At 64.0% G+C, this 24,609-nt stretch carries 24 protein-coding genes; 11 read left to right on the top strand and 13 right to left on the bottom strand.

Annotated features, from left to right (window positions below; all coding sequences use genetic code 11):
• The first annotated feature begins 41 nt into the window (after positions 1-41).
• The 5 genes from AB5Y48_RS20325 (at position 42) to AB5Y48_RS20305 (ending at position 4,202) form a co-directional block, all read left to right on the top strand.
• On the top strand, positions 42-818 hold the full coding sequence (locus tag AB5Y48_RS20325; protein WP_368165573.1) for a substrate-binding domain-containing protein: 777 nt from the start codon (positions 42-44) through the stop codon (positions 816-818).
• 15 nt (positions 819-833) lie between these two features.
• Positions 834-1,235, top strand: coding sequence for a hypothetical protein (locus tag AB5Y48_RS20320; protein WP_368165572.1), 402 nt, complete (start codon positions 834-836; stop codon positions 1,233-1,235).
• On the top strand, positions 1,232-1,750 hold the full coding sequence (locus AB5Y48_RS20315) for an RNA polymerase sigma factor (protein WP_368165571.1): 519 nt from the start codon (positions 1,232-1,234) through the stop codon (positions 1,748-1,750). The genes AB5Y48_RS20320 and AB5Y48_RS20315 overlap by 4 nt, the downstream gene beginning before the upstream one ends.
• A complete protein-coding gene (locus tag AB5Y48_RS20310; protein WP_144431363.1) occupies positions 1,735-2,409 on the top strand; it encodes a hypothetical protein in 675 nt (224 codons plus the stop codon). The genes AB5Y48_RS20315 and AB5Y48_RS20310 overlap by 16 nt, the downstream gene beginning before the upstream one ends.
• A gap of 299 nt (positions 2,410-2,708) precedes the next feature.
• Positions 2,709-4,202 (top strand): alpha/beta fold hydrolase, encoded by a 1,494-nt coding sequence (locus AB5Y48_RS20305; protein ID WP_368165570.1) that lies wholly within the window; start codon positions 2,709-2,711, stop codon positions 4,200-4,202.
• A 38-nt stretch (positions 4,203-4,240) separates the two neighbouring features.
• On the opposite strand, the gene AB5Y48_RS20300 is transcribed toward AB5Y48_RS20305, so the two are convergent.
• On the bottom strand, positions 4,241-4,876 hold the full coding sequence (locus AB5Y48_RS20300) for a tellurite resistance TerB family protein (protein ID WP_368165569.1): 636 nt from the start codon (positions 4,874-4,876) through the stop codon (positions 4,241-4,243).
• A 138-nt stretch (positions 4,877-5,014) separates the two neighbouring features.
• Here AB5Y48_RS20300 and AB5Y48_RS20295 point away from each other — a divergent pair, with 138 nt between their 5' ends.
• The 5 genes from AB5Y48_RS20295 (at position 5,015) to AB5Y48_RS20275 (ending at position 8,394) form a co-directional block, all read left to right on the top strand.
• Positions 5,015-5,851: an EamA family transporter gene (locus AB5Y48_RS20295; RefSeq protein ID WP_368165568.1), complete on the top strand. Its 837-nt coding sequence runs from the start codon at positions 5,015-5,017 to the stop codon at positions 5,849-5,851.
• Positions 5,848-6,150, top strand: coding sequence for a hypothetical protein (locus tag AB5Y48_RS20290; protein ID WP_050665675.1), 303 nt, complete (start codon positions 5,848-5,850; stop codon positions 6,148-6,150). The genes AB5Y48_RS20295 and AB5Y48_RS20290 overlap by 4 nt, the downstream gene beginning before the upstream one ends.
• 9 nt (positions 6,151-6,159) lie before the next feature.
• The gene (locus AB5Y48_RS20285) at positions 6,160-6,630 is read left to right on the top strand and encodes an acyl-CoA thioesterase (protein ID WP_050665676.1); all 471 of its coding nucleotides are present in this window, start codon (positions 6,160-6,162) and stop codon (positions 6,628-6,630) included.
• Between the two features lie 65 nt (positions 6,631-6,695).
• Positions 6,696-6,851 (top strand): pleiotropic regulatory protein RsmS, encoded by a 156-nt coding sequence (gene rsmS / locus AB5Y48_RS20280; RefSeq protein WP_368165567.1) that lies wholly within the window; start codon positions 6,696-6,698, stop codon positions 6,849-6,851.
• A gap of 52 nt (positions 6,852-6,903) precedes the next feature.
• The gene (locus tag AB5Y48_RS20275) at positions 6,904-8,394 is read left to right on the top strand and encodes a transporter substrate-binding domain-containing protein (protein ID WP_368165566.1); all 1,491 of its coding nucleotides are present in this window, start codon (positions 6,904-6,906) and stop codon (positions 8,392-8,394) included.
• 42 nt (positions 8,395-8,436) lie between these two features.
• Here AB5Y48_RS20275 and fabV read toward each other — a convergent pair whose 3' ends face one another.
• The 9 genes from fabV to AB5Y48_RS20230 all read right to left on the bottom strand — a co-directional run bounded on the left by fabV (position 8,437) and on the right by AB5Y48_RS20230 (position 21,740).
• A complete protein-coding gene (gene fabV / locus AB5Y48_RS20270) occupies positions 8,437-9,630 on the bottom strand; it encodes an enoyl-ACP reductase FabV (protein ID WP_368165565.1) in 1,194 nt (397 codons plus the stop codon).
• Positions 9,631-9,847: 217 nt separating this feature from the next.
• Positions 9,848-10,072: a hypothetical protein gene (locus AB5Y48_RS20265; RefSeq protein WP_368165564.1), complete on the bottom strand. Its 225-nt coding sequence runs from the start codon at positions 10,070-10,072 to the stop codon at positions 9,848-9,850.
• Positions 10,069-12,018, bottom strand: coding sequence for a hypothetical protein (locus AB5Y48_RS20260; protein WP_368165563.1), 1,950 nt, complete (start codon positions 12,016-12,018; stop codon positions 10,069-10,071). The genes AB5Y48_RS20265 and AB5Y48_RS20260 overlap by 4 nt, the downstream gene beginning before the upstream one ends.
• A gap of 41 nt (positions 12,019-12,059) precedes the next feature.
• Positions 12,060-12,464, bottom strand: a complete 405-nt coding sequence (locus AB5Y48_RS20255) for a hypothetical protein (protein WP_368165562.1) — start codon at positions 12,462-12,464, stop codon at positions 12,060-12,062.
• 40 nt (positions 12,465-12,504) lie between these two features.
• Entirely contained in the window at positions 12,505-13,665 is a 1,161-nt protein-coding gene (locus tag AB5Y48_RS20250) for a hypothetical protein (protein WP_368165561.1), read from the bottom strand.
• A 3-nt stretch (positions 13,666-13,668) separates the two neighbouring features.
• Positions 13,669-14,862, bottom strand: coding sequence for a hypothetical protein (locus tag AB5Y48_RS20245; protein WP_368165560.1), 1,194 nt, complete (start codon positions 14,860-14,862; stop codon positions 13,669-13,671).
• A 49-nt stretch (positions 14,863-14,911) separates the two neighbouring features.
• The gene (locus tag AB5Y48_RS20240; RefSeq protein WP_368165559.1) at positions 14,912-18,532 is read right to left on the bottom strand and encodes a curculin (mannose-binding) lectin protein; all 3,621 of its coding nucleotides are present in this window, start codon (positions 18,530-18,532) and stop codon (positions 14,912-14,914) included.
• Positions 18,529-18,897 carry a hypothetical protein gene (locus AB5Y48_RS20235; protein ID WP_368165558.1) on the bottom strand — a complete coding sequence of 123 codons (369 nt, stop codon included), beginning with the start codon at positions 18,895-18,897 and terminating at the stop codon, positions 18,529-18,531. The genes AB5Y48_RS20240 and AB5Y48_RS20235 overlap by 4 nt, the downstream gene beginning before the upstream one ends.
• Positions 18,894-21,740, bottom strand: coding sequence for a tape measure protein (locus AB5Y48_RS20230; RefSeq protein ID WP_368165557.1), 2,847 nt, complete (start codon positions 21,738-21,740; stop codon positions 18,894-18,896). The genes AB5Y48_RS20235 and AB5Y48_RS20230 overlap by 4 nt, the downstream gene beginning before the upstream one ends.
• A 252-nt stretch (positions 21,741-21,992) precedes the next feature.
• Here AB5Y48_RS20230 and AB5Y48_RS20225 point away from each other — a divergent pair, with 252 nt between their 5' ends.
• A complete protein-coding gene (locus AB5Y48_RS20225; protein ID WP_368165556.1) occupies positions 21,993-22,892 on the top strand; it encodes an NYN domain-containing protein in 900 nt (299 codons plus the stop codon).
• Positions 22,893-23,014: 122 nt separating this feature from the next.
• Here the strand turns inward: AB5Y48_RS20225 and AB5Y48_RS20220 are convergent, their stop codons facing one another.
• Genes AB5Y48_RS20220 through AB5Y48_RS20210 form a run of 3 tightly spaced genes read right to left on the bottom strand, consistent with a single transcriptional unit; the run spans position 23,015 to position 24,608 of the window.
• On the bottom strand, positions 23,015-23,764 hold the full coding sequence (locus tag AB5Y48_RS20220) for a hypothetical protein (RefSeq protein ID WP_368165555.1): 750 nt from the start codon (positions 23,762-23,764) through the stop codon (positions 23,015-23,017).
• The gene (locus AB5Y48_RS20215; protein WP_368165554.1) at positions 23,761-24,198 is read right to left on the bottom strand and encodes a hypothetical protein; all 438 of its coding nucleotides are present in this window, start codon (positions 24,196-24,198) and stop codon (positions 23,761-23,763) included. The genes AB5Y48_RS20220 and AB5Y48_RS20215 overlap by 4 nt, the downstream gene beginning before the upstream one ends.
• Positions 24,195-24,608, bottom strand: coding sequence for a gp436 family protein (locus AB5Y48_RS20210; RefSeq protein WP_368165553.1), 414 nt, complete (start codon positions 24,606-24,608; stop codon positions 24,195-24,197). Before AB5Y48_RS20210 ends, AB5Y48_RS20215 begins: the two co-directional genes overlap by 4 nt.
• Between the last annotated feature and the right edge of the window lies 1 nt (position 24,609).

Raw genomic sequence — 24,609 nt, 5'->3', positions numbered from 1 at the left:
TGGTGAGCGTCTCTCTGGTGAGACCCCAACCAGGAGCAACAATGAAATTCACTTCACCTTCTCTGGCGCTACTTTGCGCCCTGCTGTGGCAGATGCCCGCACAGGCGGCCCATCAGGCCAATGACGACGTGCTTCACCTCTATGGGCCCGGCGGGCCGGATAGCGCACTCAAGAGAGCGGCCGACGCCTTCGCTCGCAAGAGCAATGTACCTGTGGTGGTAACCGCCGGCCCCGAGTCCGGCTGGAGCCAGCAGGCGAGTCAGGATGCCGACCTCATCTTTGCCGGGGCGGAGCAATCCATGTCCGCCTTTCTCGAGCGCTACCCCTTTCTCGATCCCCAAAGCGCCCGCCCCTACTACCTGAGGCGAGCGGTGATTGCCGTGCAAAAGGGCAATCCTTCCCGGATAAACGGCATCGATGACCTGCTCAGGCACCCCTTGAGGGTGGTGGTCACCGAGGGGCGTGGCAGCTATAACACCTCGGGCACCGGTCTGTGGGAGGATGTGGCCGGCCGGCTCGGCTCCCTGGCGGATCTGCAGGCGCTGCGCCGCAACATTGTGGCCTATGAGCAGGGGAGCGGCGCCAGCTATCGCGCCTTTACCCGACTCAAGGCCGACGCCTGGATCACCTGGGTACACTGGCCCCTGAACCAGTCCGACAAGGTGGACTATGTAGAGATAGAGCCACAGCGACGGATCTTTCGCGGCCTCTCCATCGCACAGGCACACACGGCTGACCCGATCACCCGCCGCTTTTTGGCCTTTATCGAGAGCCCCGAGGGTGAAACCTATTTCGCCCAAGATGGCTGGACCCGTTAACGAGGAGCACACACCATGAAATTGATGATCACCGCCGCCCTCCTCCTGCCCCTGGGCAGTGCCTGGGCCATCGAGACAAGCCCCCTGGAGCATCTTCCCCTGACGCGCGTCGTCCTGGGTCAGGAAGGCTATCTGGCCGATCAGCGGGGGCTTAGCCTCTACACCTTCGACAAGGATCCGGTCGGCCAATCGGTCTGCTACGACGAGTGTGCCCGCAAGTGGCCCCCGGCGCTGGCCGCACGAGAGGCGCTCAAACCGGAGGCGGTCAAGGCTGGATTCGGTCTCGTCGAACGCAAGGATGGGGGCTACCAGTGGAGTTATCGGGGCAAGCCCCTCTATCGGTGGTTTAAGGACACGGCGCCGGGACAGAGCAGTGGAGACGGTGTGCTGCAGGTGTGGCACCGGGTTCCCCTATGAGGGCAGGCATCGACAACCGGCAGCTTTCGTTGTTGCTGACCCGCAGCCGGAATGGAGATAAGGCCTCTTTCGAGGCCTTATACCGGCTCACCGGCCAGCCTCTCTACGCCCTCATCTTTCATCTGGTCAAGGATGAGCAGTGGGCCGCCGACCTGCTGCAAGAGGGATTTATCAAACTCTGGCAGGATCGCTCTTCCTACCCGATAGACTACCCCTGGGCCTGGCTCTGCCAATGCATGCGTAACCTGACCCTGGATGCCCTGCGCAGCCGCCACCGCCGACAGGAAGCCCCCTGGGATGCGGCATTCGCCCCCCTGGTGACCCCGGAAGAAAGGCTGCCACTGGATCCCTGTCTGCACCGTCTGGCCCCCGAGAAACGCAACGCCATCGTGCTCGCCTATCGCCATGGCCTGAGTCATCAGGAGATAGTTCTTCACACCAGAACCCCCCTTGGCACCGTCAAGTCGTGGATCCGGCGAGGACTGGAGGAGCTGAAACAATGTCTGACCCAATGACCCCCAACCGTTATCAGCGCGATCACCTGCGAGAGCGACTGGCCAGCGAGTATGTTCTGGGAACCCTCACCGCCAGGACGCAGCGCCGCCTCGAGCAGTTGATGGCGCGTGATCCCTCCTGGTGGCAGTGGATCGATCTGTGGCAACAGCGCCTTGCCCCGGTGCAACCCGACCAGGCCCCGCCCCTCCCCGAGCGGGTGTGGTCACGCCTGGCCGGGGCGCTCTTTGCCAGACGCGTCAGGCCTTGGTGGCCCATGGCCATGGCAGCCAGCCTGCTGCTCGGCCTCTGGCTGCGCCCCCTGCTGCCCGGCACCGAGCCTCTCATCACACCGGTACGCTATCTGGCGGTCATGAGCACTGCTGAGCAACCCGAACCCTTTGCCCTGCTCGCCTATCAGGGCAAACGGCCGGGACAGTCGAAGATCCAGCTCCAGCAGGGGCTGACCGCGCCCGCCCTGCCCGATGATGCGGAGCTCTGGATGCGCGATCGCGCCTCGGGACGCCTCACCAGGCTGGCACCACTGATCGAGATGCGTCAGGCTCGCCCCATGAGCCCCGAGGAGTGGCAACGCCTGAAGGAGAGCAGTGAGCTGCTTGTCATGAGCGGTCAACGCCTGCTCTATCGGGGCCACTGCATCGAGCTGCTCGACCCGAGATAATGTACTGAGCCCGTGCCCCGCCAGCCAGGCGGGGCCACGGCGAAATTCGATACAATCGCGCCCGCTCCTGATAGCGGCCGGCCCGACCCCACAATGGCCGACCTTGTGAGTTCAGGTCTATAACGATGAAAAAAATGCCATTTGTCATGATGCTATCGCTGCTGCTCTGCGCTTGCGGTGGCAGCGACTCCCCAAGCCAATCCGCCACGCCGGCCCAGGCAGCTCCCACAGTGCCGGCAGCCCAACCGGCCAGCCCGATTACTCCACCCGTTACACCGGCCACCCCGGTTGTCCCGCCTGTGACCACAAGCGTCCAACCGATCCCCCCCGCCGCTCCCCGGGTGATCCGCTCCGACTTCACCCTGGCGCAGGCCTGCGCCGACGCCAAGGGGCTCACCTGCGGCTTTCTGGAGGTTCCCCTCGATTACCATCACCCCGAGGGTACTCGTATCGAGATCCTCTACGGGGTACACAAGGCCGAGGATCCTGCACGCAGGATCGGCACCCTGATGTTCAACTACGGGGGGCCGGGCGGGGCCGGAGTCTCGAGATTGAGTGACACTCTCGACGAGATCCCCCTCGAGATCCGCCAACGTTTCGACCTGGTCAGTTTCGATCCCCGCGGTACCGGCTTTAGCGCCCTGGGCGTCGCGCTGCGTACCTGCCAGCTGACCGAACGGCCACAGGATGTCAGTGAAGAGGGGGTCGGTGAAGCCCTCTATGCACAGGCCGAGCAGTGGCTGGGTAAGATGACCGGCGCCTTTACCCGGGAGGCACGCGCCAGCCATCGTCTGCCCCAGCTGGAGATTGTCCGGCGCTGCGCACCTGTGCTGGATGCCTATGCCCCTTATCTGGGTAGCAACAGCGTGGTTCAGGACATGGAGCTGCTGCGCCAGCACTTGGGCGAGCAGACCCTCAACTTCGTGGGTTATTCGTACGGCACCCGCCTCGGCGCCCTCTATGCCGAACGCTACCCCCAGCAGCTGCGCGCCCTGATCCTCGATTCGGCCATTAACCCCAGCCAACCCGATATCGATCGTGTACTGCTCGGCCAATCCACCGGCTGGCAGATCATATTGGCGCAGCGACAGCCGGAGGCGACACGGCAACAGCTGGCCAGAATTGGCGAGACTGTGCTCTCCCAGGGGGTCTATGTGGCCAACGACGGGGCCCGTGTCGACACTCGGGTTTGGGTACCCATGCTGGAGCAGTTGATCACCGATGAACGCGGCGCAGAGCGGTTGCGACCCATGCTCGATAAGCTGCTACAGCAAGATCTCGGTGCCGAACTGGTGGCCTATATGCAAAGCGATCGGGCCAATCGCAGCGCCTATGGATCCGCGCTGGAGGATGTGATGCTCTATCCCCTCCAGGCGGCAGTCATGTGTAGCGATCAGGGGCGTGATTTCACCCTGGCCGAGATTGATGCCCTGGGCAACGACTTCGAGCAGAGCTCCATCGCCGGCGCCAAGCTGCACGCCATGTCCTATCTCTGCGCAGACTGGCAGCGCCGCCGCGACCCTATCCCCCTGCTGGCCAATCTGGATCAGCAGCTCACGGCGCAGCAGAAGGTGCTGATCATCGGCGGCAGTCTGGATTTCGCCACACCGCTGGCCTGGAGCCGGCAGATGAAGGCCGCCTTCGGAGCGCGCGCCCACCTGGTCGAGCAGCAAGGGGCAGTGGATCACGGCTTTAGCCTGGGTGAGGATTATCCCTGCGTCACCCGGATCGCCGTCGACTACCTGCTCGAGCCGACCAGCCTGCAAAGTGAGAGCGTCTGCCCGGCCCCCTGACAACAAGACCCGCCAGGGCGGGTCTTCTCAAAACCGGCTCAGAGCGCCGCCACCTGCGCCTCGATGCGCTGCCTGAGGGTCTCATCGAGATGCAGGGCTCGCGCCAGCTCGTCGAGATAGCCACGCTCCATGAAGTGATCCACCTCGATGGCCAGCAGGGAGGCAAAATAGAGCTCGGTGGCCTGCTCCATGTCGGTCACCTCCCGCGCCAGGGCGTGAGGGTCGAGGGGGCGGGCCAGCTCCCGGTCGATATAGCGGGCCGCGTCGCTCTGGCCAAGCCCGGTCAGGTGATCGGCAATCTTGCGTCGCTCCTGCTCGTCGATATGGCCGTCGGCGCGGGCGGCGGCAATCATGGCGCGCACCAGCAGTTCGGCGCGCCGATCCAGTGCCTGCCCCTCCAGGCTGGTGAGCGGTTGGGGCACGGTTTGATCCGTCGGCGCGCTCTGCTGCTGGGCCTGCCAATCCTGATAGAGCTTGTAGGCGATGCCACCTAAGGCCGCCGCGCCCCCCACGGCCGCCACCTTGCTGCCATATTTACGCACCTTCTTGTTGCCCAGCAGCAGCCCCAGTGCCCCACCGGCCAGGGCTCCCTGAAGCTGTCCCTTGCGCTGGCTGCCCCCCTGCTCGAGCCACCCCTTACCACTGCCGAGCAACTGATCGAGTATCTGTTTCATCGTTTTCTCCTCTACGTGTCTGGCCATGCTGGGACAGGGGGCGTGAATCAGATGTGAATAGGCCAGCCCGCCCTTGCCGCCCCGCCCCCGGTGGGCGACTATTTGTCTCAGTACCCGCCATCGCCCCGAGGTTTCTGGATGTCCCCCCTGCGCCTTGCGCTGCTCACCGGCTCGACCCTGGTGGCGTTTGCCGCCAACTCCCTGCTCTGTCGCCTCGCCCTCACCCAGGCGGCCATGGATCCGGCGCTCTTTACCCTGCTGCGCCTGGCCAGCGGCGCCCTGATGCTGGGCTGGCTGACTCGTGCCCGCCCCCGTGGCGGGGACTGGCGTGGCGGCCTGGCCCTGATGGTCTACGCCGGCGCCTTCTCGTTTGCCTATCTCTCCCTCGGTGCCGGCAGCGGCGCGCTGATCCTCTTTGCCAGCGTACAGATCACCATGTTGGCGCCTCCCCTGTGGCGCGGCGAACGACTGCCCGCCCTGCAATGGCTGGGGCTGGTGTTGGCCATGGGGGGCCTCGTCTGGTTGTTGCTGCCGGGGCTGAGCGCCCCCGATCCTCTGGGGGCCGTGCTGATGGCCGGGGCCGGCATCGCCTGGGCCAGCTATACCCTGGCCGGGGCCAGGGCTGCCGATCCGCTGGCCGCCAACGCCGGCCACTTCTGGCGCGCCGCCCTGCTCGCCCTGCCCCTGATGCTGCTTGGCCAACCGGGTTTCAGCGCCAACGGGGTGCTGCTGGCCCTGCTCTCCGGCGCCCTCGCCTCGGGACTCGGCTACGCCCTGTGGTACAGTGTCTTGCCGGATCTGGGACGCACCCTGGCCGCGGCACTGCAACTGCTGGTGCCGCCGCTGGCGGCGGTGGGCGGAACCCTCTGGCTCGGGGAGAGCTGGAGTCTGCGGCTGCTGCTCTCGGCGCTGGCTATCCTCAGTGGCATTGCTCTCATCATCGCGGGCAGGGCCCGCCAAGGAGTGACCCGATGAAACCCGGTTACGCCCTGCTGCTGACGTTCGCCCTCACCGTACCGGTGGGCGCCGCCGTGGTAGACAGAGAGGCCGAGCAGGCCCGGCTGGATGCGGCGTGCGCCAGCGCCCGGCAACAACTGGTCGACGAGGGGCGCAGCCAGCGGATCGCCCTGTGCGTCAACGAGGGCAAGAGCCAGGCCGGGTGCGAACACGACTTCGCCCGCTTTGGCGAGCGTGAGGGCAACAAGCGCCCCGACTTTTCCAAGGTGCCCGCCTGCATGCAGGCGGAGCAGTATCGCAAGAGCTATCGACGTTAAGGATGAAGGATGAGCCCACCCAGAGAGTTAACCCTGCAGTTTCTGGCCGAGCCCTCGGATGTCAATTTCGGCGGCAAGGTGCACGGCGGCATGGTGATGAAGTGGATAGATCAGGCGGGCTATGCCTGCGCGGCCGGCTGGAGTGGCGGCTATGCGGTGACCGTTTATGTGGGGGGGATCCGCTTTATCCGTCCCATCCAGATAGGCGAATTGGTCGAGGTGCACGCCCAGGTGATCCACACCGGCAGTACCAGCATGCACCTGGCAGTGGACGTTTACAGCCGCCATCCCACCTCGACCGACCGCCACAAGGCGACCCACTGCATCATCATCTTCGTGGCCATGGATGAGCAGGGCAAGCCACGCCAGGTACCGGCCTGGGCACCGCAGACCGACGCCCAACGCCAACTCGAGCAGTACGCCCTCAAGCTGGTGGCCCTGCGTGAGGAGATCGACAAGGAGATGCGCCGGCATCTGTGAGCAAGGGGCGCTTGGGCCCAACCCGGGCGCCCGCTATACTGCCCCCTTTTTCCCCGAGGTAACCCATGTCACTGGAGCAGGCCCCCAAGGAAGTGCAGCTCGCCGTCGATCTTATCGAGCTGCTCGAAAACCATCAGATCCCGACCGAGTTGGCCCTCAAGGCCCTGGCCATCGTACAGCGCGACTATGAACGCAAGCTCGCTCAGGGCCAAGCGAGCTAGTCCCAGAGACCTTGGCTAGACTCACGACAGTCGTTCTGCGTCGGAGTCTGCCATGTTGTTCTCCCTCGTCCGGGGCTCTCGTCCCCTGCTGATCCTGCTCTCTGTACTCGCTCTCCCCCTCTGCGCCGCCGAGCCTGACCAGACCCGTGAGCCCCTTCACCTCACCAGCGACGAGCTGCTCGCTCCCTGGCGCGGGGATCTGCCGGGCATGATAGAGCGGCGGGTGATCCGGGTGTTGACCAGCTACAGCAAGACCTTCTATTTCATCGACAAGGGTCGCCAGCGGGGGGCCACCTATGACCGTCTGATGGAGTTCGAGCGCTATCTCAACCTCCAGCAGATGAAGGAAAAGCGTCTCAAGGGGCGCCATCTCAAGGTGCAGATCCACTTCATTCCCGTGGCCCGTGGCGAGATCTTCAAGGCCCTGCAAGAGGGCAAGGGGGACATCGCCGCCGCCAACCTGACCATCACGGCGACCAGACAAACCCAGGCCGATTTCACCCTGCCCCTCTTCAAGGGGGTCAAGGAGCTGCTGGTCAGCGGCCCCGCCTCCCCCAAGGTCGCGCACCTGGAGGATCTCGCCGGCAAAGAGGTCTTTGTGCGCCGCTCTTCGAGTTACTACGAGAGCCTGCTGGCCCTGAACGAGCGCTTTGCCCGGGAAGGGCGCGCCGCCGTGATCCTCAAAGAAGCCCCCGATCCCCTCGAAGACGAAGACCTGATGGAGATGCTCAACGCGGGTCTCATCCCCCTCATCGTGGTCGACAGCCACAAGGCCCGCTTCTGGCAGCAGATCTATCCGGCCATTCGGGTTCACGAGGATATCGCCCTGCGCGAAGAGGGTGCGATCGCCTGGGCGGTGCGCAAGAACAGTCCGGCCCTGCTGGCGCTACTCAACGAGCACATCCGCCTGCACGGCCAGGGGAGCGTCATCAGCAACACCTTGCAGGCCCGCTATTTCAAGAGCACCCGATACGTCAAGAGCGCCGCCGCCGGGCGCGAGCGTCAGAAGTTTCTGGACATGATCAAGGTCTTTCAGGAATACGCGGGAAAGTACGACGTGGACTGGGTGTTGATGGCGGCCCAGGGCTATCAGGAGTCCCAACTCAACCAGAACGCCCGCAGCAAGGTGGGGGCCATCGGCGTGATGCAGGTGATGCCCAAGACCGGCAAGGAGCTGAAAGTCGGCGACATTCGCCGGCTCGACCCCAATATCCACGCCGGGATCAAGTACATGCGCTGGATGATGGATCGCTACTATGGCGACGAGCCCATGACCCGTCTGGACAAGGCCCTCTTCTCGTTCGCCTCGTACAACGCGGGGCCGGCACGGATCGCCAGGCTGCGCAAACTCACCGAGGAGCGGGGCTTTAACCCCAACGTCTGGTTTGGCAACGTGGAGCACATCGCCGCCGAGAAGATAGGTGCCGAGACCGTCTCCTATGTGAGCAACATCTACAAATACTACGTGGCCTACAAGCTCATCCTGGAGAAGATGGCGCACAAACGCCGGGTGACCGATGCCTTAGGCACTCAGCCTCAATGAAAGAAGAGGGGGCCATGTTGGCCCCCTCTTGCAGCAAGCGGATTACAGCTCGACCACGTCGAATTTCACGTCCGGGTTAACGTCGGCGTCGTAGTCCACCTCGTCCAGACCGAAACCGAACAGGCGCAGGAACTCCTGCTTGTAGCCGGTGTAGTCGGTCAGCTCAGAGAGGTTCTCGCTGGTGATGGAGGGCCACAGATCACGGCAGGTCTGCTGCACGTCGTCACGCAGCTCCCAGTCATCCATGCGGATACGGGCCTGCTCGTCCAACGCCAGATCGGCACCATACAGGCGGGTACGCATCATGCGATCCACCTGCTCCATGCACCCCTCGTGAATGCCCTTCTCCTTCATGATCTTGAAGGCCATGGAGATGTAGAGCGGCATCACAGGAATGGCGCTTGATGCCTGGGTCACCACGGATTTGAGCACGGCCACATGGGCGGTCCCCCCCTTGGCGGCCAGATCGCCACGGATGGCGGTAGCGGCGCGGTCCAAGTCTTCCTTGGCGCGGCCCAGGGTGCCATGCCAGTAGATGGGCCAGGTCAGATCGGTACCGATGTAGGAGTAAGCTACCGACTTGGCGCCGTCAGCCAGCACGCCCGCATCGCGCAGGGCCGCCATCCACAGCTCCCAATCCTGGCCGCCCATGACGGTGATGGTGTTCTGGATCTCTTCCTCATTCGCCGGCTCGACGGTAGCGCTGATGATCTGATCCTTGTTGGTGTCGATGGCGGTGGTGGTGTAGACCTCGCCGATGGGTTTCAGGGCAGAGCGCACCACTTCGCCGGTTTCCGGCATCTTGCGCACCGGAGAGGCCAGGGAGTAGACCACCAGATCAATCTGACCCAGATCCTGCTTGATGAGCTCGATCACCTTGGCGCGGCACTCGTTGGAGAAGGCATCGCCGTTGACGCTTTTGGCGTAGAGACCGGCTTCCTTGGCGGCCTTGTCAAAGGCGGCAGAGTTGTACCAGCCGGCGGTGCCCGGCTTGGACTCGGTACCCGCTTTTTCGAAGAAGACGCCCAGGGTAGCGGCGCCGGAGCCAAAGGCGGCAGCAATCCGTGAGGCCAGGCCGTAACCGGTGGAGGCACCGATCACCAGCACCTTCTTGGGGCCGTTCTCGATGGCACCCTTGGACTGGACATAGGCGATCTGACGACGAACGTTGGCCTCACAACCGACCGGATGGGTGGTGGTGCAGATAAAGCCGCGAACTTTGGGTTTGATAATCATACGAGTCTCTGATCCGTTTTATGGATGAAATCGGGGCATAAGATACCCCATTGTGACGCGATTGGGTGCTCTGATGTGTTAAATAGCCCCTGCTCAGGTGTAGCCCGCCGCGAAAAATGAAAAACACTTCTGGGTAAAACGATAAACAGAGCTCGGCCGCATTTATCAAACTCGGTGAATCAGGAATCGCCAAGATTGAAAGGCGCTTAACAGGGACTTAAACCTCGATTTCATAGGTTGGTAAATCAGGGGCGGGCCCAATGATAGCACCACTCTGATAGAACGCCTTCTGGCCGATGGCCACCCCTCCCCCTCGCACGATCACCACGCCCCCGCCTGGCGTCTCCAGTGTGGTACTGGTTCCCGTCGATACGGTGACGGTACCGACCAGCAGCGGGTCGGCACCGGGTATCAGCTCCTGGAACTGCTTGAACAGGTTCATACAAATCGCTCCACACTCAGTTGCTGGCGTACCGTCATGGCCCGGCCCTGCAATTCAACCGCGACCCTGACACCTCGGTTAAAGCCCTTCCAGCCATCCACCGCGAGCAACGCCCCGGGCAGGATGAGACCCGTATCGGCAGACAACGGCAGCTGGATGGTCTGGGTGCGCCTCGGCATGGTCTTGGCCAGCCCCACCACACCCTGAGCACGGGCCGCCACCACATCACACACCAGCGGGTGGGTGATGGCCGGTGCCTGCCGATCCCCTGCCGTGCCTTGGCGCAATACTCGTCCATTGATGCCCTGATGACCACCGCTGACATAGATGCCGTTCGCCATCTGCCCCGGCTGGAAGTCGCTGCCCAGCGTCGTGATGATGGCGCGGGGTATGGCCACGTCGGCCAGCGCTCCGTCGAGTTGCCAGGGCACGGTCGGATAGCGCGGCTTGATGACCAGGTGCCGATCACGCTGGTGCGGCAGCACGAACCCGCCGGCCGCCTCGGCCAGGTACTTGATCGCCTCGATGGGAGTCTGACCGTCGAGGCTGAAGAAGCCGCCAGGTACCAGCCAATCCGGCGCCTGCCAGTCCAGTGTCCAGCCGAACGGCAGCAGGGCCTCCGCCAACTGGGCCATCGTTGCCGCCCCGCTCTCACTCACCGCCTGGGGTAACACGTGGGTCGGCGACAAGTAGGCTGTGCGAGAGCGCCCAGTCAGGGTCGCCGACTCGCGGGCAAAGCTCTGACTCGACTGCCAGCCATCGCACACGCAATCCCACTGCTGGCCATTGACATGGATGCTCACCTCCTCCTCGTCCGTCATTTCGGCCGCCGCGATGCGCGGGATCTGGGCCGTGAACTGCCAGGCCCAAGAGTCGGTATCGAGCTCGATGCTCAGCGAGGTGGCGGGAATGTCGATCCCATCCCTGACCCGCACAATGCTTGCTGCGTTGCTCACCAGGTAAACCCTCCGGGTTGGAATAACGATGTGGGCCTGCCCGAACCAAACAAACTCCAGGGAGGCATCCCCACGGGGTCGGCCAAACACCAGCGCCTTGGTGCGTTTGTCTGGCCGCTCCGGCTTGATGGGCGGCTTGGGGGGCGGGCTGGTCCCCCAGGGGGGCTGCATCGCCTCCTCCCACCGCTCCAGCCAGCCCTTGAGCAGGGGCAGGCCGAGCTGCCACTGCTGGCCGCCCAGGGTGGCCCCTTGCGGGGCCCCCTGCTGCCAGCTGCCTGGCTGCCACACCTTGTCCTGGCGCGGCGGGTGGTGATACTCGTTCACCTGCCAGCGGCTGACCGGGGCCCCTTCGACCCAGAGCGAGCGGGTGACGACATGACCAGGCGGCAGGCTGTCGAACCCCTGGCCATGGCTCGTGCCAAGCGGCAGGGCCTCGTCAAACAGCCCCCGCACCGGCTCATCGTGGCGGGGCATCTGGTCGCTGAGATCCACCACCACCGCCATCAGCGGGCCGGCCTCCTGCCAGTCTGCCTGACAGGTCGCGGGTGTCATGGCGGGCCGTTGCCAGTCGTCGGCCACCGCCGTGGTCACCAGGGCGGCACGGTCCCAGTCCCCCGCGCTGGTGTGGCTGGGGCCCCTGAACACGTTGATGTCATAGCCGGCCTCGAAGTCGTGCAGCGCCGCCTGGGGGGTGCTGGCCAGGGTGGCCTCGATGACCACGGTGGCGCTGACGGTGGCCACCGGCGCCGCCGGTTCGGCGGTCAGGTGGCCGGGGTGAACCAGCCCGGCCGAGACGCCAGGCACCGGCGCGGCACTCTGCCCCTGCAGCACGGCGGGCAGCACCAGCCCCGGCGAGCAGGCCAGGCTGGGCGGCAGGCTGGTGCCCTGCAATACCGCGACATAGCGCACCACCAGGAGCGGGTTCAGCTCCAGGGAGGCGGTGGCCCTGCGGGCCTTGCGCAGTTCAAGCCGGGCGTCTGTTCTGGCCATGCTGACCTCGTGGCTCAGGGGGAGCGGTTAGGGTTCGGTGCTTATGGTTCTGTGATGGTGGCGCTGTTGATGCGCACCATGGCGCCGGTAAACAACTCGGTGGCGGGGATCTCGATGTCGGCGCCGAGGCCGGGCGGCCCCACTTCCAGATCCGCCACAAAGTCGCCGTCCCGGTTGGCGATGCGTCCCCAGGCATGGATCCCGCTGGCAGTCGCCATCTGTTCGGCCAGGGGCTTGAGGGTCAGCACCCCGCCCGTCACGCTCTGGGCGCAGGGGTGGGTGAACTGCAGCGCCACCAATAGCACCTGGCTGGTGATGGCCGCCCCGGGGGCGGGTCTCGGGCCGGTGTAGATTTTGAGGGTCGCGGCCCCCGCGCTGCCCTCGTCGATGGCGGCCGCCAGCAGCTGGGCGCGACTGGTGCGCAGGGCGTCAGAAAACACGAGCATATCAACCTCCGCAGGTAGTGCTGCAGGTAGTGCGGCCCGGTCAGACCAGGCCAACCCCCTCACCGGGGGCGTAAGGGGTTGGGAGCTGGTAGTCGGCTGCCACCGCGTTGTAATCGGCGGGGCCGAACGCGGGATCGTCCTGCGCGACCAGCATGTAACGGCGGTTGAGCCAGAGCAGATCGAACCGGTATTTGCCATCAGAGGCGCGGCTATAGGTCTCCCCGATAAGGTTGCCCGCCTGGTCGAGGCAGAGCACCCGGCGCCGGACCCCCTCCCCGTCGATGGTGACCGTGCTCTCGATATAGCCCTGCAGCACGTTCTGGGTGCCGTCCCTGACCCACGTCAGATCCTGCCCCTGACAGAGCGGGTCGGTCGTCACGGCCACCGCCGGCATGGGGCCGGCGTAACCAGCCCCTTCCCCACCCCGCCAGGCCACATCCTGCGGCACGAACTGGCTGCGGGGTTCCTCGTTGGCAGGGACAGCCGTGAGCGGGGGAACCTTCCACCCCATGGGGCTGCCCGCGAACAGCTGGGCACGAGCCAGCAGCTCATCACTGGTCAGCAGGCGGTTGTAGATGGCCACGTGCGCCATCGGCCCCAAGGCGCCAGAGGCCCCACCCCGGGAGAAGATATGCACGGGGACGGCGGTCTGAGTGGCTTGCACCCCACTCCCTGGCAGGTAGCTGACTGGACTCAGAGCGCCGTTAACCACCGACCACATCCGAGGCCCTTGGAACATCAAGATGATATGCGCCACCGGGGGCAAATTGGCCGCACCACCCAGATAGACATCCGGGCTTTGGGGGACGCCAAGAAAACCGAGCATGGCGGGGGGCTTTCCGGCGGCCGAGGGTTGAGTGGATGCGAGAGATTGAATTGACCAGTTGTTGTTCAACCCGTTGCGCTCCACCCACACCAAGTTGTTGTCGCCAATATCGGCAACCATCAGCTCGACGGTCAACGTTGTCCCACGAAATTCCGGCCTGTCTGGCACCGTCACCAGGGGGGTGTTTTCTCCCTTTGTCATGACCACATCCATCCCACCCAGTTGCCTGGTCTGCTGGCTGAATGTGCCGCTCTGGCTGCCATGGTGGGCATTGCTCGACAGATCCAGCCCAAGGTTGGCGAGATTGTCCAACGGGTAATACACCACCGGATTGCTGGCCAGTATCAGGTCGCGAAGGGCTTGATCGTTCGCCATCAGTTACCTCCAGGGGCCGGTCAGGTCAAATCCCACCAAGCAAACCTGGGTGGCGGGGTTCTGGCTTACGGAATAACCCAGCAGGATAAACCGCACAGTCTTCGCAGGCACCGCCGGCAGCCCCGCAAAGTTCTTGCGGTGCCAATCCTGCGGGCTGGAAAACGGGCAGATCAGGCCGGGAAGATAGCCTCTCAGGTGGTTGTTCGTCTCCATCACCATCACCTGGTCGGCGGAAAGATAGAATCCGTTATCCGGTCCGTTTGGCAAATTCATGCCCGTACCAAAGCGGCCAAACAGCCCCTTTCGCCAGAAGGTCGTGGTGCCGAACAATTGATGGAAAGGACGGGCTATATAGCTATCAACGCTGTCGAACAGTGGCCAGGCAGTGCCATAAGATGAGTTGGCGTTCCCAGCCCCAAGGCTCCAGTTGCGCGATGCCTCGGTGGCCAGCAGGGAGGGGTAGCTATTAAACACCGCGTGATAGCGGTCGCCTGGCCGCAGGCTCTTGATGTAGCCGAAATGGTACATGAACTGGTAATTGGCGGAGGCGTAAGCGGGCATGAAATAGAACAGCTGGGGGTCACCTATCAGATCCCATCGCTTGTCGCTATAGCGCCCCGTCGCGGGCCAACGACCCTCCACAACAGTGGTATAGGTGTTGATGTCCACCACGTCCTCGACCACCAATACCTTAGCCAAGTAGGCATTCGCGGCACCGGTCCAGCCGCTGAACGCGGTGTTGTCGATACGCAAAGACACATTGCCCGACTCGTTGACGTTGGTCGGCCGGTAGATGGCCACCATGCCATCCCCACTCTCGTGGGTCTGGGTCCAGCCGAGCGGGGCCACCTTCATGCTCATGGCGCCGCTGGCGGCCGATCCCGGGTTGCCGCCGTCCAGCTCAAACCACACCTCGGTGCTGCTCACCTTCTTGACCCTGTGTTCGCCGTTGTAGGCGGCCGGGCTCGCGCCGCTCACCTCGACCACCGAGTCCTGCAGGTAGGCGTGGCCGCCCGCGATGGTGGCCTTGGCAGCCCCCTCGGTGGCATCCCACACCAGGCTGGTCAGGGTGAGGGTGCCAAACCCGGTCACCAGCACCGCCTTGAGCAGGGCCGCCAGGGCCCCGGCGCTGGTATCCCCCAGGCTGGGGGCGCCTTGCATGTCGCTCGCGTACCACTTCACGGGAAAAGTAGCCATGGTGTTCTCCAGTTGGATAATTCGGGGTGGGGCAGATTGCCCCACCCGGTTAACGGTTGACGTTGCCGCGCAGCTGCAGCTCGAACTTGTCGGTCTCCTGCGCCGCCACCGACTGCAGGATGGTGCGGATCACCCAGAGCGGATACGCCGCCGCCTGGGTGGTGAAGCGCAGCACGTTGCCGCTTGACCAACCCGCCCCCCAGCCCCGGTGATCCAGCCGGAAATAGGGCTGGCCATTGTTGGGGTTGATGGGCGCCAAGTCGGTGTTCACGTCCCCCACCGCGATCTGGCCCACATGCTCCCCGACCAGCACAAAGGTGGTGCTGGAGTTGAAGATGATGGCCCAGCGCTCCTGCAGGGTGGCGCGGTTGGTGACCAGGATCGGGTAGTCGGTGTCGTTGTACTGCGCGGTGGACTGGTCGCCGATGAGGTAATCAGACCAGACATTGGTCCAACTCTTCTGATCGAACAGCCCGGTGTAACGCGCCCACAAGTCGCCGATGATGAGCGCACTGGACACCAGGGTGTCGGCGGCGTCATAGGCGTGGGACAAGGGCCTGGCCAGTCTGAGCCGGCCCGAGATCTCCACGTCGCTGAGCAGGCTCATGTCCTCGATGCGGTGGACCACGTAGAGGGGTTCGGCGTAACCGGTCAGGTTCAGGGGGCTGGCAAGCGTCACCACGCCGCTGTCCAGGTTGACGCTGTAGAGCGCCTGGGCCAGTTGCTTGCCGTCCTTGTCCTCCACATGGGCATAAGCCAGCCGTTCGCGGCCGGTGTTGAGCTGCTGCCCGGCACTGACCCCCATGGGGAAGGCCGCCTTGCGGGTGCTGTGCACCACCACGATGTTGCCGGTGCGGATGAAGGGCACCCGGCCATCGGACGGCAGCCGCACCGGATCCAGCCCGATCAGGTCGGCATCGAGCGGCAGATAGCTGAACACCACGCAGTTGAACCGGATGGTGTCGGCCACCACGCTGAGCGGGCGCCAGATCTTGCCATCCTCCCCCACCTGCTCGGCGTCATACCAGGGCTGCCCCTCGTTGCCGGCGGCCGTGACCTTGCGGCCAAAGCGCACCCACACCACCCCGGTCTGGTAATTCACCCGGCCATCCATGTCGGTGGTGGTGAAATAGCCGTCGCCGTCCGCCGTCGCCTCGATGCGCCGCCCGGTGGCGGTGTTGGCACTGAGGTAGAGGCTGCCCGGGGCCACCGGGGCCCCGGGGGTACGGAAGGTCACCGCATCCACCGACTGGACGCTGAACGAGGTGGCCAGGGACTGCAGCGACGGCTGGGCCCCCTGCCCTGCCGCCCAGTCGGCCAGCACCGCTACCCCGTTGCTGTAGTCGATGGTCCCCGCCTGGATGCCGGCACCGGTCTCCGGGTCCGGGTTGCGGTAGAGCAAGCCCTGGCGGTCCACGTAGGTGCTGCCCCCTAGGGTGAAGCGCATCGAGCCCTCTAGGATCGCCTCGGCATAGCCCGGGGTCACGTCGATGCGCAGCGCCTGGGCGGTCAGGGTCGCGTTTTGCGCCAGGGCGCTGTTGTTGTTGCGGTAGGTCACATCGACCCAGCCCCCCTCGCCATCGGGGAAGGTGTAGGCGGTGTTGATGTACTGGAAGCCGGTCAGGGTCCAGCGCATGTCGGTGTACCAGGTGCCCGTCACCGGGTCCTGATGGCTGCCCGCCGGCACCCAGGCATAGGTCGGCTCTGGCAGCAGGGCGGTGCCGTCCGGCATGAAATGCAGGGTGCCGGCGCCGTAGTCGATGGCGCCCAGCACGTTGCCGCTGGCGTCTTTCAGGTTGCCCTGACCATCGTCCTGCAGCGTGATGATGGGGTCCTTCTTCTCGATGGAGAGGATCCGCTCATCGGCCGCCACGATGTTGTAAAGCGCGTTGAACTTCACCCGCACCGACCCCGGGGTGAGGTTGAGCGCCCCGCCACCGTCACCGTCCAGGGTGATGGAGAGGTGCCCCACCTGGCCGGGGGTGCTGAGGCGCCCGGGCTCGATGTGGCGCTCGGTCACCGGCTCACCGTACTGGTACTGGGCCACGTACTCCTGGCCCAGTGCCGGCAGGGTGATGTGCTCCAGATCGATGATGCCCTCGGCATAGTCGATGGTGCCGGTGATGTCGCCCCGGATCCGCCCATCCCCCACCGCATCGTTGGCAGTCAGGCCCGCGCCCCAGGTCAGGATCAGGCTCTTGGGGGTGATGCCGGTGTGGGGCAGCTGCCAGGCGCTCTTGCTGATGCTGATGGCCTGGCCGCTGCGGTTGGTGTAGTTGACCGGGGTGGCCCAGCTGAACAGGATCGCCGTGTCCACGTCCGGCAGCGCCCCCAGGGTCAGCATGACCGAGCCGGTGGCCAGATTGACCACACCGGACCCGTAGGACCTGTCGGCCCCGAACAGCTCGCCCCGGCCGTTGTCCTTCAAGTCGTACCATTTGCCTTGCGCCATGAACGACACCGTCAGGGTGCCAGGCGCCGGGGTCGGCTGCAGGGTGATGGTGTAGGCATAGCCCCGGTTGTTGGCCTTGATCTCGATCTGGGCCGTGTCGGCGATACGCGACGGGCGGGCCGCCGGCCAGAAACTGACGCTCTTGCTCGCGGTGCCGTAGTTCGGGCACTGGGCGTTGAACTCCAGCTGGCCACGGCCGTAGTCGATGGCCCCTATCACAGACCCGGCGACAACCAGCTCGCCCCCCTTGTCGGTGATGGTGGCCGCGCCGATGGTGATGCTGAGCGTCCCTGGCTTGACGCCCGTCCCGAGGAACAGGCCCCGACTCGGGGCGATGCTGGCCACGGTCGAGAAGGTGACCAGGGCCTTGCCGGAATCCACCAGGCTGGCCAGCTCGCCGGCGGCGGTCAGATCCACCGCCGGGGTCTCGCTCCTGGCCGCCGGCACCAACTGGGTGAAGATGGTCTTGGCCTTCACCTGCATGGCCCCGAACGCCGCATTTTCCGCGAGCTTGGTGGTGGCGAAGTAGTTGGCCGCATCGGCCACCACGGTCTCGCGCAGGGCGGTCTTGAGGTTGGTCACCACATCATAGGGGGTCGGCTGCTCCCCCTCGAAGGTGTAGCGCAGCGGATCCGCCAGCTTGCAGGTCACCACGTTGCGGGTGAACTCGGGCACCCCGGGGATCTGGAACTTGGCCAGTTGCTGGGTCACCTCCAGCACCCGCACATACTGCTCGAACTCGCCGGCCTTGCCCTCGTTGCCGACCAGCACCAGGGTCTCCCCCACCTCCGGCAGGCGCACCTCGACGCGCTGGAAGAAGCGGATCGCCCGCTGCCCTTCCAGCTGGGTGTCGTACAGGAAGCCGCGCCACTTGGGCCCACGGGCCAGGTAGCGCTCCAGCACGTCACGGGCGGCGGCGCGGGTGTCGTGGTGGTCCTCGGTGCTCATCAGGCAGAGACCCACGTTCGGGTCGCTCGGCGGCAGCAGCACCGTGGTGTTGGCACCGTAGTAGGTGTCGGTGTTGTCGGTCTGCACCGTCAAGAAGGCCTTGCGCAGGTTGACCACCCCATAGGCGCGGTCGAGATCGCTGATGTCGGGGAACAGGCTGTTGTGCTCGCCGCTGACGATCTCGTGGCCGGTCACCCGGCCGCCGCCATCGGGGGTATCCGTCAGCCGCTGGCTGGCCAGCAGCTTGATGTCGCCGGAAAGAATGGTCATCGGATCACCTCGGTGAAGTTAAGGGTCAAGGCATAGGGCTCACCCGCCTCGGGGTCGGCCATCTCGATTAACGGGGTGGCCACGACACCGGGCCTGCGCCAGAACACCTCCCGCTGCTGCCCATCCAGCAGGGTCAGCGTCAGGAGTTGGGCCACCTGGGTCTCCAGCGCCTTGAGTGCGAGCACGGTGGCACGGGGGCAATGACCCACCAGGGTGATGGGGCGCCCCTCCGGTTTGGCCGTTTCCTCGACCAGGAGAGCGCCAGAGAGCGTCGGCGTGACCACTTGCTCGACGGGGGCCCAGTCGAACTCGTCGCGCCAGATGAGATCATCGGGCAGGTGCAGCCCGTTTAAGGTGACGTTCATGAGCGCAGTCCCTGCTGTTTAAGGAGGTTGATAAAGGCGGCGGCATTGGCCTCATCGGCCTGCACCTCGGCCTTGGCACCGTTCGATGCACGCAGCTCGATGATGATCCGCTGGGGTTGCCCCGGGTTGAACGAGGTTTGAGGGAGGCTTGATGGCCCGACTTGGCCGGCGGCCGAAGTGGGGGCTTGCGCCTGCTGGGTCTCTTTCGCCTGGGCCTTGCTCAGTTCCTGCTGGAGCTTGGTGCGCATGGCCTCCATCTCCTTCTGGAACTTCTCGCCGTAATACTTGCTCCACTCGCTATAGGCCGGGATGTCCCTGACCTTCTGGCTGTAGCGGGCCAGCTCCTCTTCCACGCCGGCGAGCGTGTTGGCCAGGGCATCGGCATTGCCGCGCAGGTTGTTGATGTCCACGGTCTTGTAGAAGAAGGAGCCGGCGCCCACGCTGCGGGTCACCTCACCCCGGCCACTGCCCGCACCGCCCCCGCCACCGGCCGAGGCCACGGCGTTGCCGGTCTGCTCCGCCTCATCCTGTACGCCGCGAAGGTTGGAGCGCATGGCATCGGTGGCACTCTTGGCCTTGGCGGCCGCCGTGTCGAAGCCATCGCCGATCGCCGCCACCGCCTGTTTGGCGTCACCGCTGCCCCCTTTGATCTTGTTCATCGCATCATTGGCGATGGCCATGGAGCGGGTGATGCCATCCCCGGTGAGCTGGCCCTGTTTGGCCATTGCCTGCATGCGCTCGATCACCGCGTCGATCTCGGCCTTGTTCTTCGCCTGGTTGAACGCCGCCGCCAGGTACTCCTCACAGGCCGCCGAACTGGAGCCGCTGTGCTGCACCAGGGTATCCAGGGCGCCGAGGGTCTCCTTGAAGCTCTCGCCGATACGGCCATTGGCCCGCTCGAAGTCCAGCCCTAGGGTCTCGGCTGCCTTGCCCAGCGTGGCGGGGAGCTCTGCCGCCGTTTTCTTGGCGACGGCGTTGATCTCATCCAGGTAGTCGCGGGTCTGCTTGGCCTCAGTGCCAAGCGCCTGGACGGCGGCGGCCCCCGCTCGCCAGCTGCCGGTCGCTTCGTCGTAATGGATCTTGCCCTCGGCCACGGCCCTGTCCATGTCTTCCACACTGGTGATCGCAATGCCCAGCTGAGCCGAGAGCGCCGCCAGTTGGCCATTGAGCTGGGCCTGGGTTTGCGAGCGCAGGTCCTGCGCCTCTCTCAGGGCCAGCTCGGCCTGCATCCACTCCTTGAGGGCGGTGGCCAGGCGGATGATCTGGAATATCGACTCGACAGTGACGGCAGCCAGCAACCCCTTGATCGCCATCCCAAGGGCTTGCATCCCGATAGAGGCGGCGGCCGCTGCCGTGCCTGCCGTGGTCATACCACCTGCCGCCGTGGCCGTCGCCGCCGGCAGGGCGATGAACTGGCCATAGAGGCCGCGCAGATCCGCAATCCAGCCCGCGATTTTCAGGCCATACCAGGCCTGGGCCATCACCAGCAAGGCATCCCGCCAGGCATAGACGGTCTGGATAAAGGCCTTGATGGATTCCCCCAACCCGACGATGCCATCGGAGAGGCGCTGGGCCCACGCCTGCAGGCGGCCATCCTGGGCCATCTGGTCGAACTCACGGTTTAGGCTGGCCAGCTGGTTCTTGAGCCAGGTCAGCGCCCCGTTCTCGGCCACCATGCGGTAGAACTTGGCCAGGTTGTCCTGGGCGTTGGAGATAAGCCCCGAGAGCAGGCTCATGTTGTTGGCCGCCGCCCCGCTCGACTGGGCGGCGATCTCGTTCATCAGCGCCTGGATGGTGTCACGGCCAAGCTTGCCCGCTTCCGAGAGCTTCTGCAGCTCGGCAGTGTTCTTGCCGGTGACCTGCTCCAGCAGCTGCCACACCGGCACCCCACGCTCGATCAGCTGCAGGATCTCCTCACCCTGCAGCTTCTGCTTGGCCCAGGCCTGGCCGAGGGCCAGCGAGATACCCTGCACCTCCTCGAAGCCGCCGCCGAGCTTGTAGGCCTGATCGACGATGCCCTGCATGGCGCCGTTCATGGGGTCGATGCCAAAGGCCTTCAGTCGCACGAAGACCTGAGTCACCTCGTCGAGCTGCAGCGGGGTGTTCTTGGCAAAATCCTGGATCCAGGCACTGGCCTGCTGGCCTCCTTCAATGGAGCCCATCACCGCCTTGAGCTGGACGCCAAGGCGTTCGGCCTGATCGCCGGTCTGGAACATGGCCATCAGTTGGGTGGTCAGGGTCTGGATGCCGAACCAGGTACCGGCCATGGCCACCAGGCGCCCGGTCAGGCTACCGATGGCCCCCTGGAAGCCGCCAGCGCCTTGCTCTCCCTGAACCAGGGAACGCCCCAGCCGTTCGGTCTGGGCCGCGCTGCCCCGCAGCTCCCGCTGCAGTCGGTTCTGTTCTTGGGCAAGGTTGCGGGTATCGAGCCCGGCTTGGGAGAGGCCAGCATGCAGGCGGCTATGGCTGGCCGCCTGTGCGACCAGTTGGCGCTCCAGTTGCTTGACCTCGGAGGCCAGCAGCCGTTCCTGGTCGGTGAGCTGGCGAGCGCTACCCGCCGCCCCCTGCTGCTCGCGGCGCAGTTCGGCCAAGCGGTCCCGGGAGAGCACGGTGGCCAGTTCGAGCTGGGTCAGGGCGCGGCCGCTGGCCTCGAACTGATTGATCAGCTCCTGCTGCTGAGTCAGGGTTTCCAGGGTTTGCGCCAGGCGCTCGGTCTCGGCGGCCGTCTCGTCAGATAGGGGGCCCAACTCCTGCACCTGCCCCGCCAGCGCGGCCAGATCCTCGCGGCCGGTGACCTTGGCCGCCAGCTCTAGCGCGAGTTTGAGGGTGGAAGAGGTGGACATGGGGCATTCCTGAGATATTCAGATATGCCCCATGGTAAAGGGATGGCAAAATGAGTAGGTTTATGGGAGGTTACAGGAAAGCGGCGATGCCAGATCACACTAATCTAATCACCACCTATTGACCGTAACTCATAAATGATTTACTATTTGGGCGTTTTCGCTCTTGCCAGCTAACTATTTATTTATGGTAAGACCGGATACATATGCCTCCTTAATTGGGGGCTTATTTATTTCTGGGTAGGGATACAATCAATGGATCGACTAGTTGTCCTTGTAGATGCAGGTTACTTGTTAAGCCAAGCAGTAAAGGTTCTCAGTAATAATCAAAGCCGCTCTCGTGCTGAATTGCAGTTAAACGATGCGTCAGGACTGGTGACAATGCTGGTGAACAAGGCAAAATCTGAACTACAAAACCAGAGCCTCCTACGAGTCTATTGGTATGACGGAGTTAAAAACGGCCTTTCTGCAGACCACAGAGCTCTGGTAGCTGTTGATGATGTTCAGCTTCGAGCGGGCACCGTCAATGGTAAAGGCCAGCAAAAAGGCGTTGATTCAAAGATTGTAATTGATTTGATTGAGCTAGCGACTAATCATGCAATTAGTGATGCGATGATTGTTACTGGTGATGGTGATCTTGCTATCGGAATTGAGCTGTCTCAAAGACGGGGAATTCGGGTGGCTGTCCTCGGTGTAGAAGAGCTAAGCATGGGAGTACCTCATTCCCAAAGCGCCGAGGTTACAGATGTTGCCGACCGAACCATCCGAATAGGTGCAGCAGATCTCTCTCCCTATCTTTCATATATTCCAAAAGCAACGCCTTCACCTCAACCTCTGAGTCCTTCTGGAACTCCCGCTTCCCCCCCCCAACAGCAGACCTCAAGCGGTACACCTCAATCAAGTATCGTTACAGCGCCCCAACCTGTGCAACCTGTTAGCGTTGATGGACTTGTCAGTCAATTTGTATCATCAAAGCAACCAGCACTTGACCCGTCAACGACCATTACAGCCCAAGGTAGAGTTGATCCAACCATTGATAAAGAGCTGATGTTCTTTGTTTTAACTGGGCTTGGCCGTGGGTTAACTGGACAAGAAAAAACTCAAGCCAGATCAGAGCTCCGTACCCTTCTTGGGTGGACTACATCAAATCCCTAGAAGTCATCGTTATAAATTCAAGTGCTTACAAATAAATAAGTGGGTTCAATCAGAGAACATTAACCAAGCATTTACTACAAATGAAAACGGCGGATCTCCCCGCCGTTTTCATTTTACCATCATCACACCGTCTCCGGCCGATCCACATAGAAAGGTGCGGTCTCACCATCCAGGGCCAACAGCTCCCCCTCCAGCTCGATCTCGATGGGTTTGTCGCTGAGGAAGTCCACCGCCTTCTTGGGGGACAAGCTGGCGCGGGGTACCGTCAGCAGGATAGCCTCCCCGCCGATCACGCTGCGCCCATCCAGGGTCAACTTCGCCTTCACCTCCGGCTGCACGTTGCCGGCGATGCGGGTGCCGGTGATGGCGTTATAGCTGGCGCTGACGGTCACCGGGCCGCCATCTGCCACCGCCCCCGCCTTGGTGGCCCGCAGCAGCCCCAGGGCATAGTTGATCTCGAAGTCGGTGCCGAGCACCAAGGAGGTGGCACCCTCCTTCACCACCAGGCCGGTGGCCGAGAGGTTGGTCTTGCCCAGGCTCACCCACTTGGGGTGCGCCAGCAGCGTCACCGGCACCTCGGTGAGCGTCCCCGCCCCCTGGTTGATGGGGCTCTCCAGCCCCATAAAGGCGGCGGCCAGCAGCACCGGCGGGATCTCGCTGGTCTTGATGGTGACCGTCGCGGGCTTGGGCACGAAGTAGCTTTCCCGGGCCTGACCCAGCTTGTGCTTGCGCTTGCTCGGGATACTGATCTTCTCGCTGTCCGGTTTGACTTCCAGGCTGTTGACGTCCACCGGGCCAATCACCCCGTTCGAGACGTTGTTGGTGAAGGTCTCGATATAGAGATCCCCTTCCAGGTGCAGTGTTTCGCTCATGACCGTTCTCCCTTGAATTTCACTGTCGTCTTGAAGGCAAGGGGCAGATAGACCACCCCCCCCTTGTAACTCGGCTTGACTGGTGCGCTTTCACGCCGAAAGGTACTGTCACCGCAGGCCCGACCGGCCACGGCCTGCAACATGCGCCCCAACCACACCCCGGCGCTGACCTCCTTGGGGGTGGCACGGTGCACCAACACCAGCAGCCAAACCTGATCGAACGCGCTTTGCCGCCCGCTTTGGGTGGTCTCGTTCTCTCGTTCCCCCTGGTAAATCACATGAATGGCCGGAGTGTGCTGCCCCAGGTTGGCCACCGCCTCTAGGTCGGTGGCCACAAACACCTCCTTGAGCCCTTGCGCTTTCAAGGGCAGCAGCAGCTCGCGCAGCCGCTCCCCCGCCGCCAGGTAGTCGAGTTCAGGCGTGGGCCCGTTCATAGGAAGCCCCCACTGCCCCGCCCAAACACCCGGCCATCGGACTGCAGCTGGGCCAAGTTCTGGCTTTCCAGCTGCTCGCCGTCAGCTGCCAGCCCCAGCGCCAGCTCCCCCTTGCCCACCGATTTGAGGAAGGCCAGCGCTGCCTCATTGCGCTTGGCAATCTGCTCCGGCGCCTGCTCGCCATAGAGGCGGTGGCGGGCAATGTCGGCGCAGATGGGCACCAGAGCGCTCGGGACATGGACCAGCGGCAACGGGTAGCGCCCCGCCAGGTAGCCGTCGATCAGGGCGCCGGCGTCCTGCAGGGCGATGGTGATGGCCGCACTGTCCAGCTCGCCGGCCGGGGTCATGGCGAGGCGCAACAGCTCCGCCTCGCCAAAGCGGATCACCATGTCATTGACGCTGGCGTACATA

This window comes from Aeromonas sp. R6-2 (assembly GCF_040908155.1).
In the GTDB taxonomy this organism is placed as follows: Bacteria; Pseudomonadota; Gammaproteobacteria; order Enterobacterales; family Aeromonadaceae; genus Aeromonas; species Aeromonas schubertii.
Note: the sequence above shows the minus strand (reverse complement) of the source record. Positions and strands in the feature narration are given on the sequence as shown.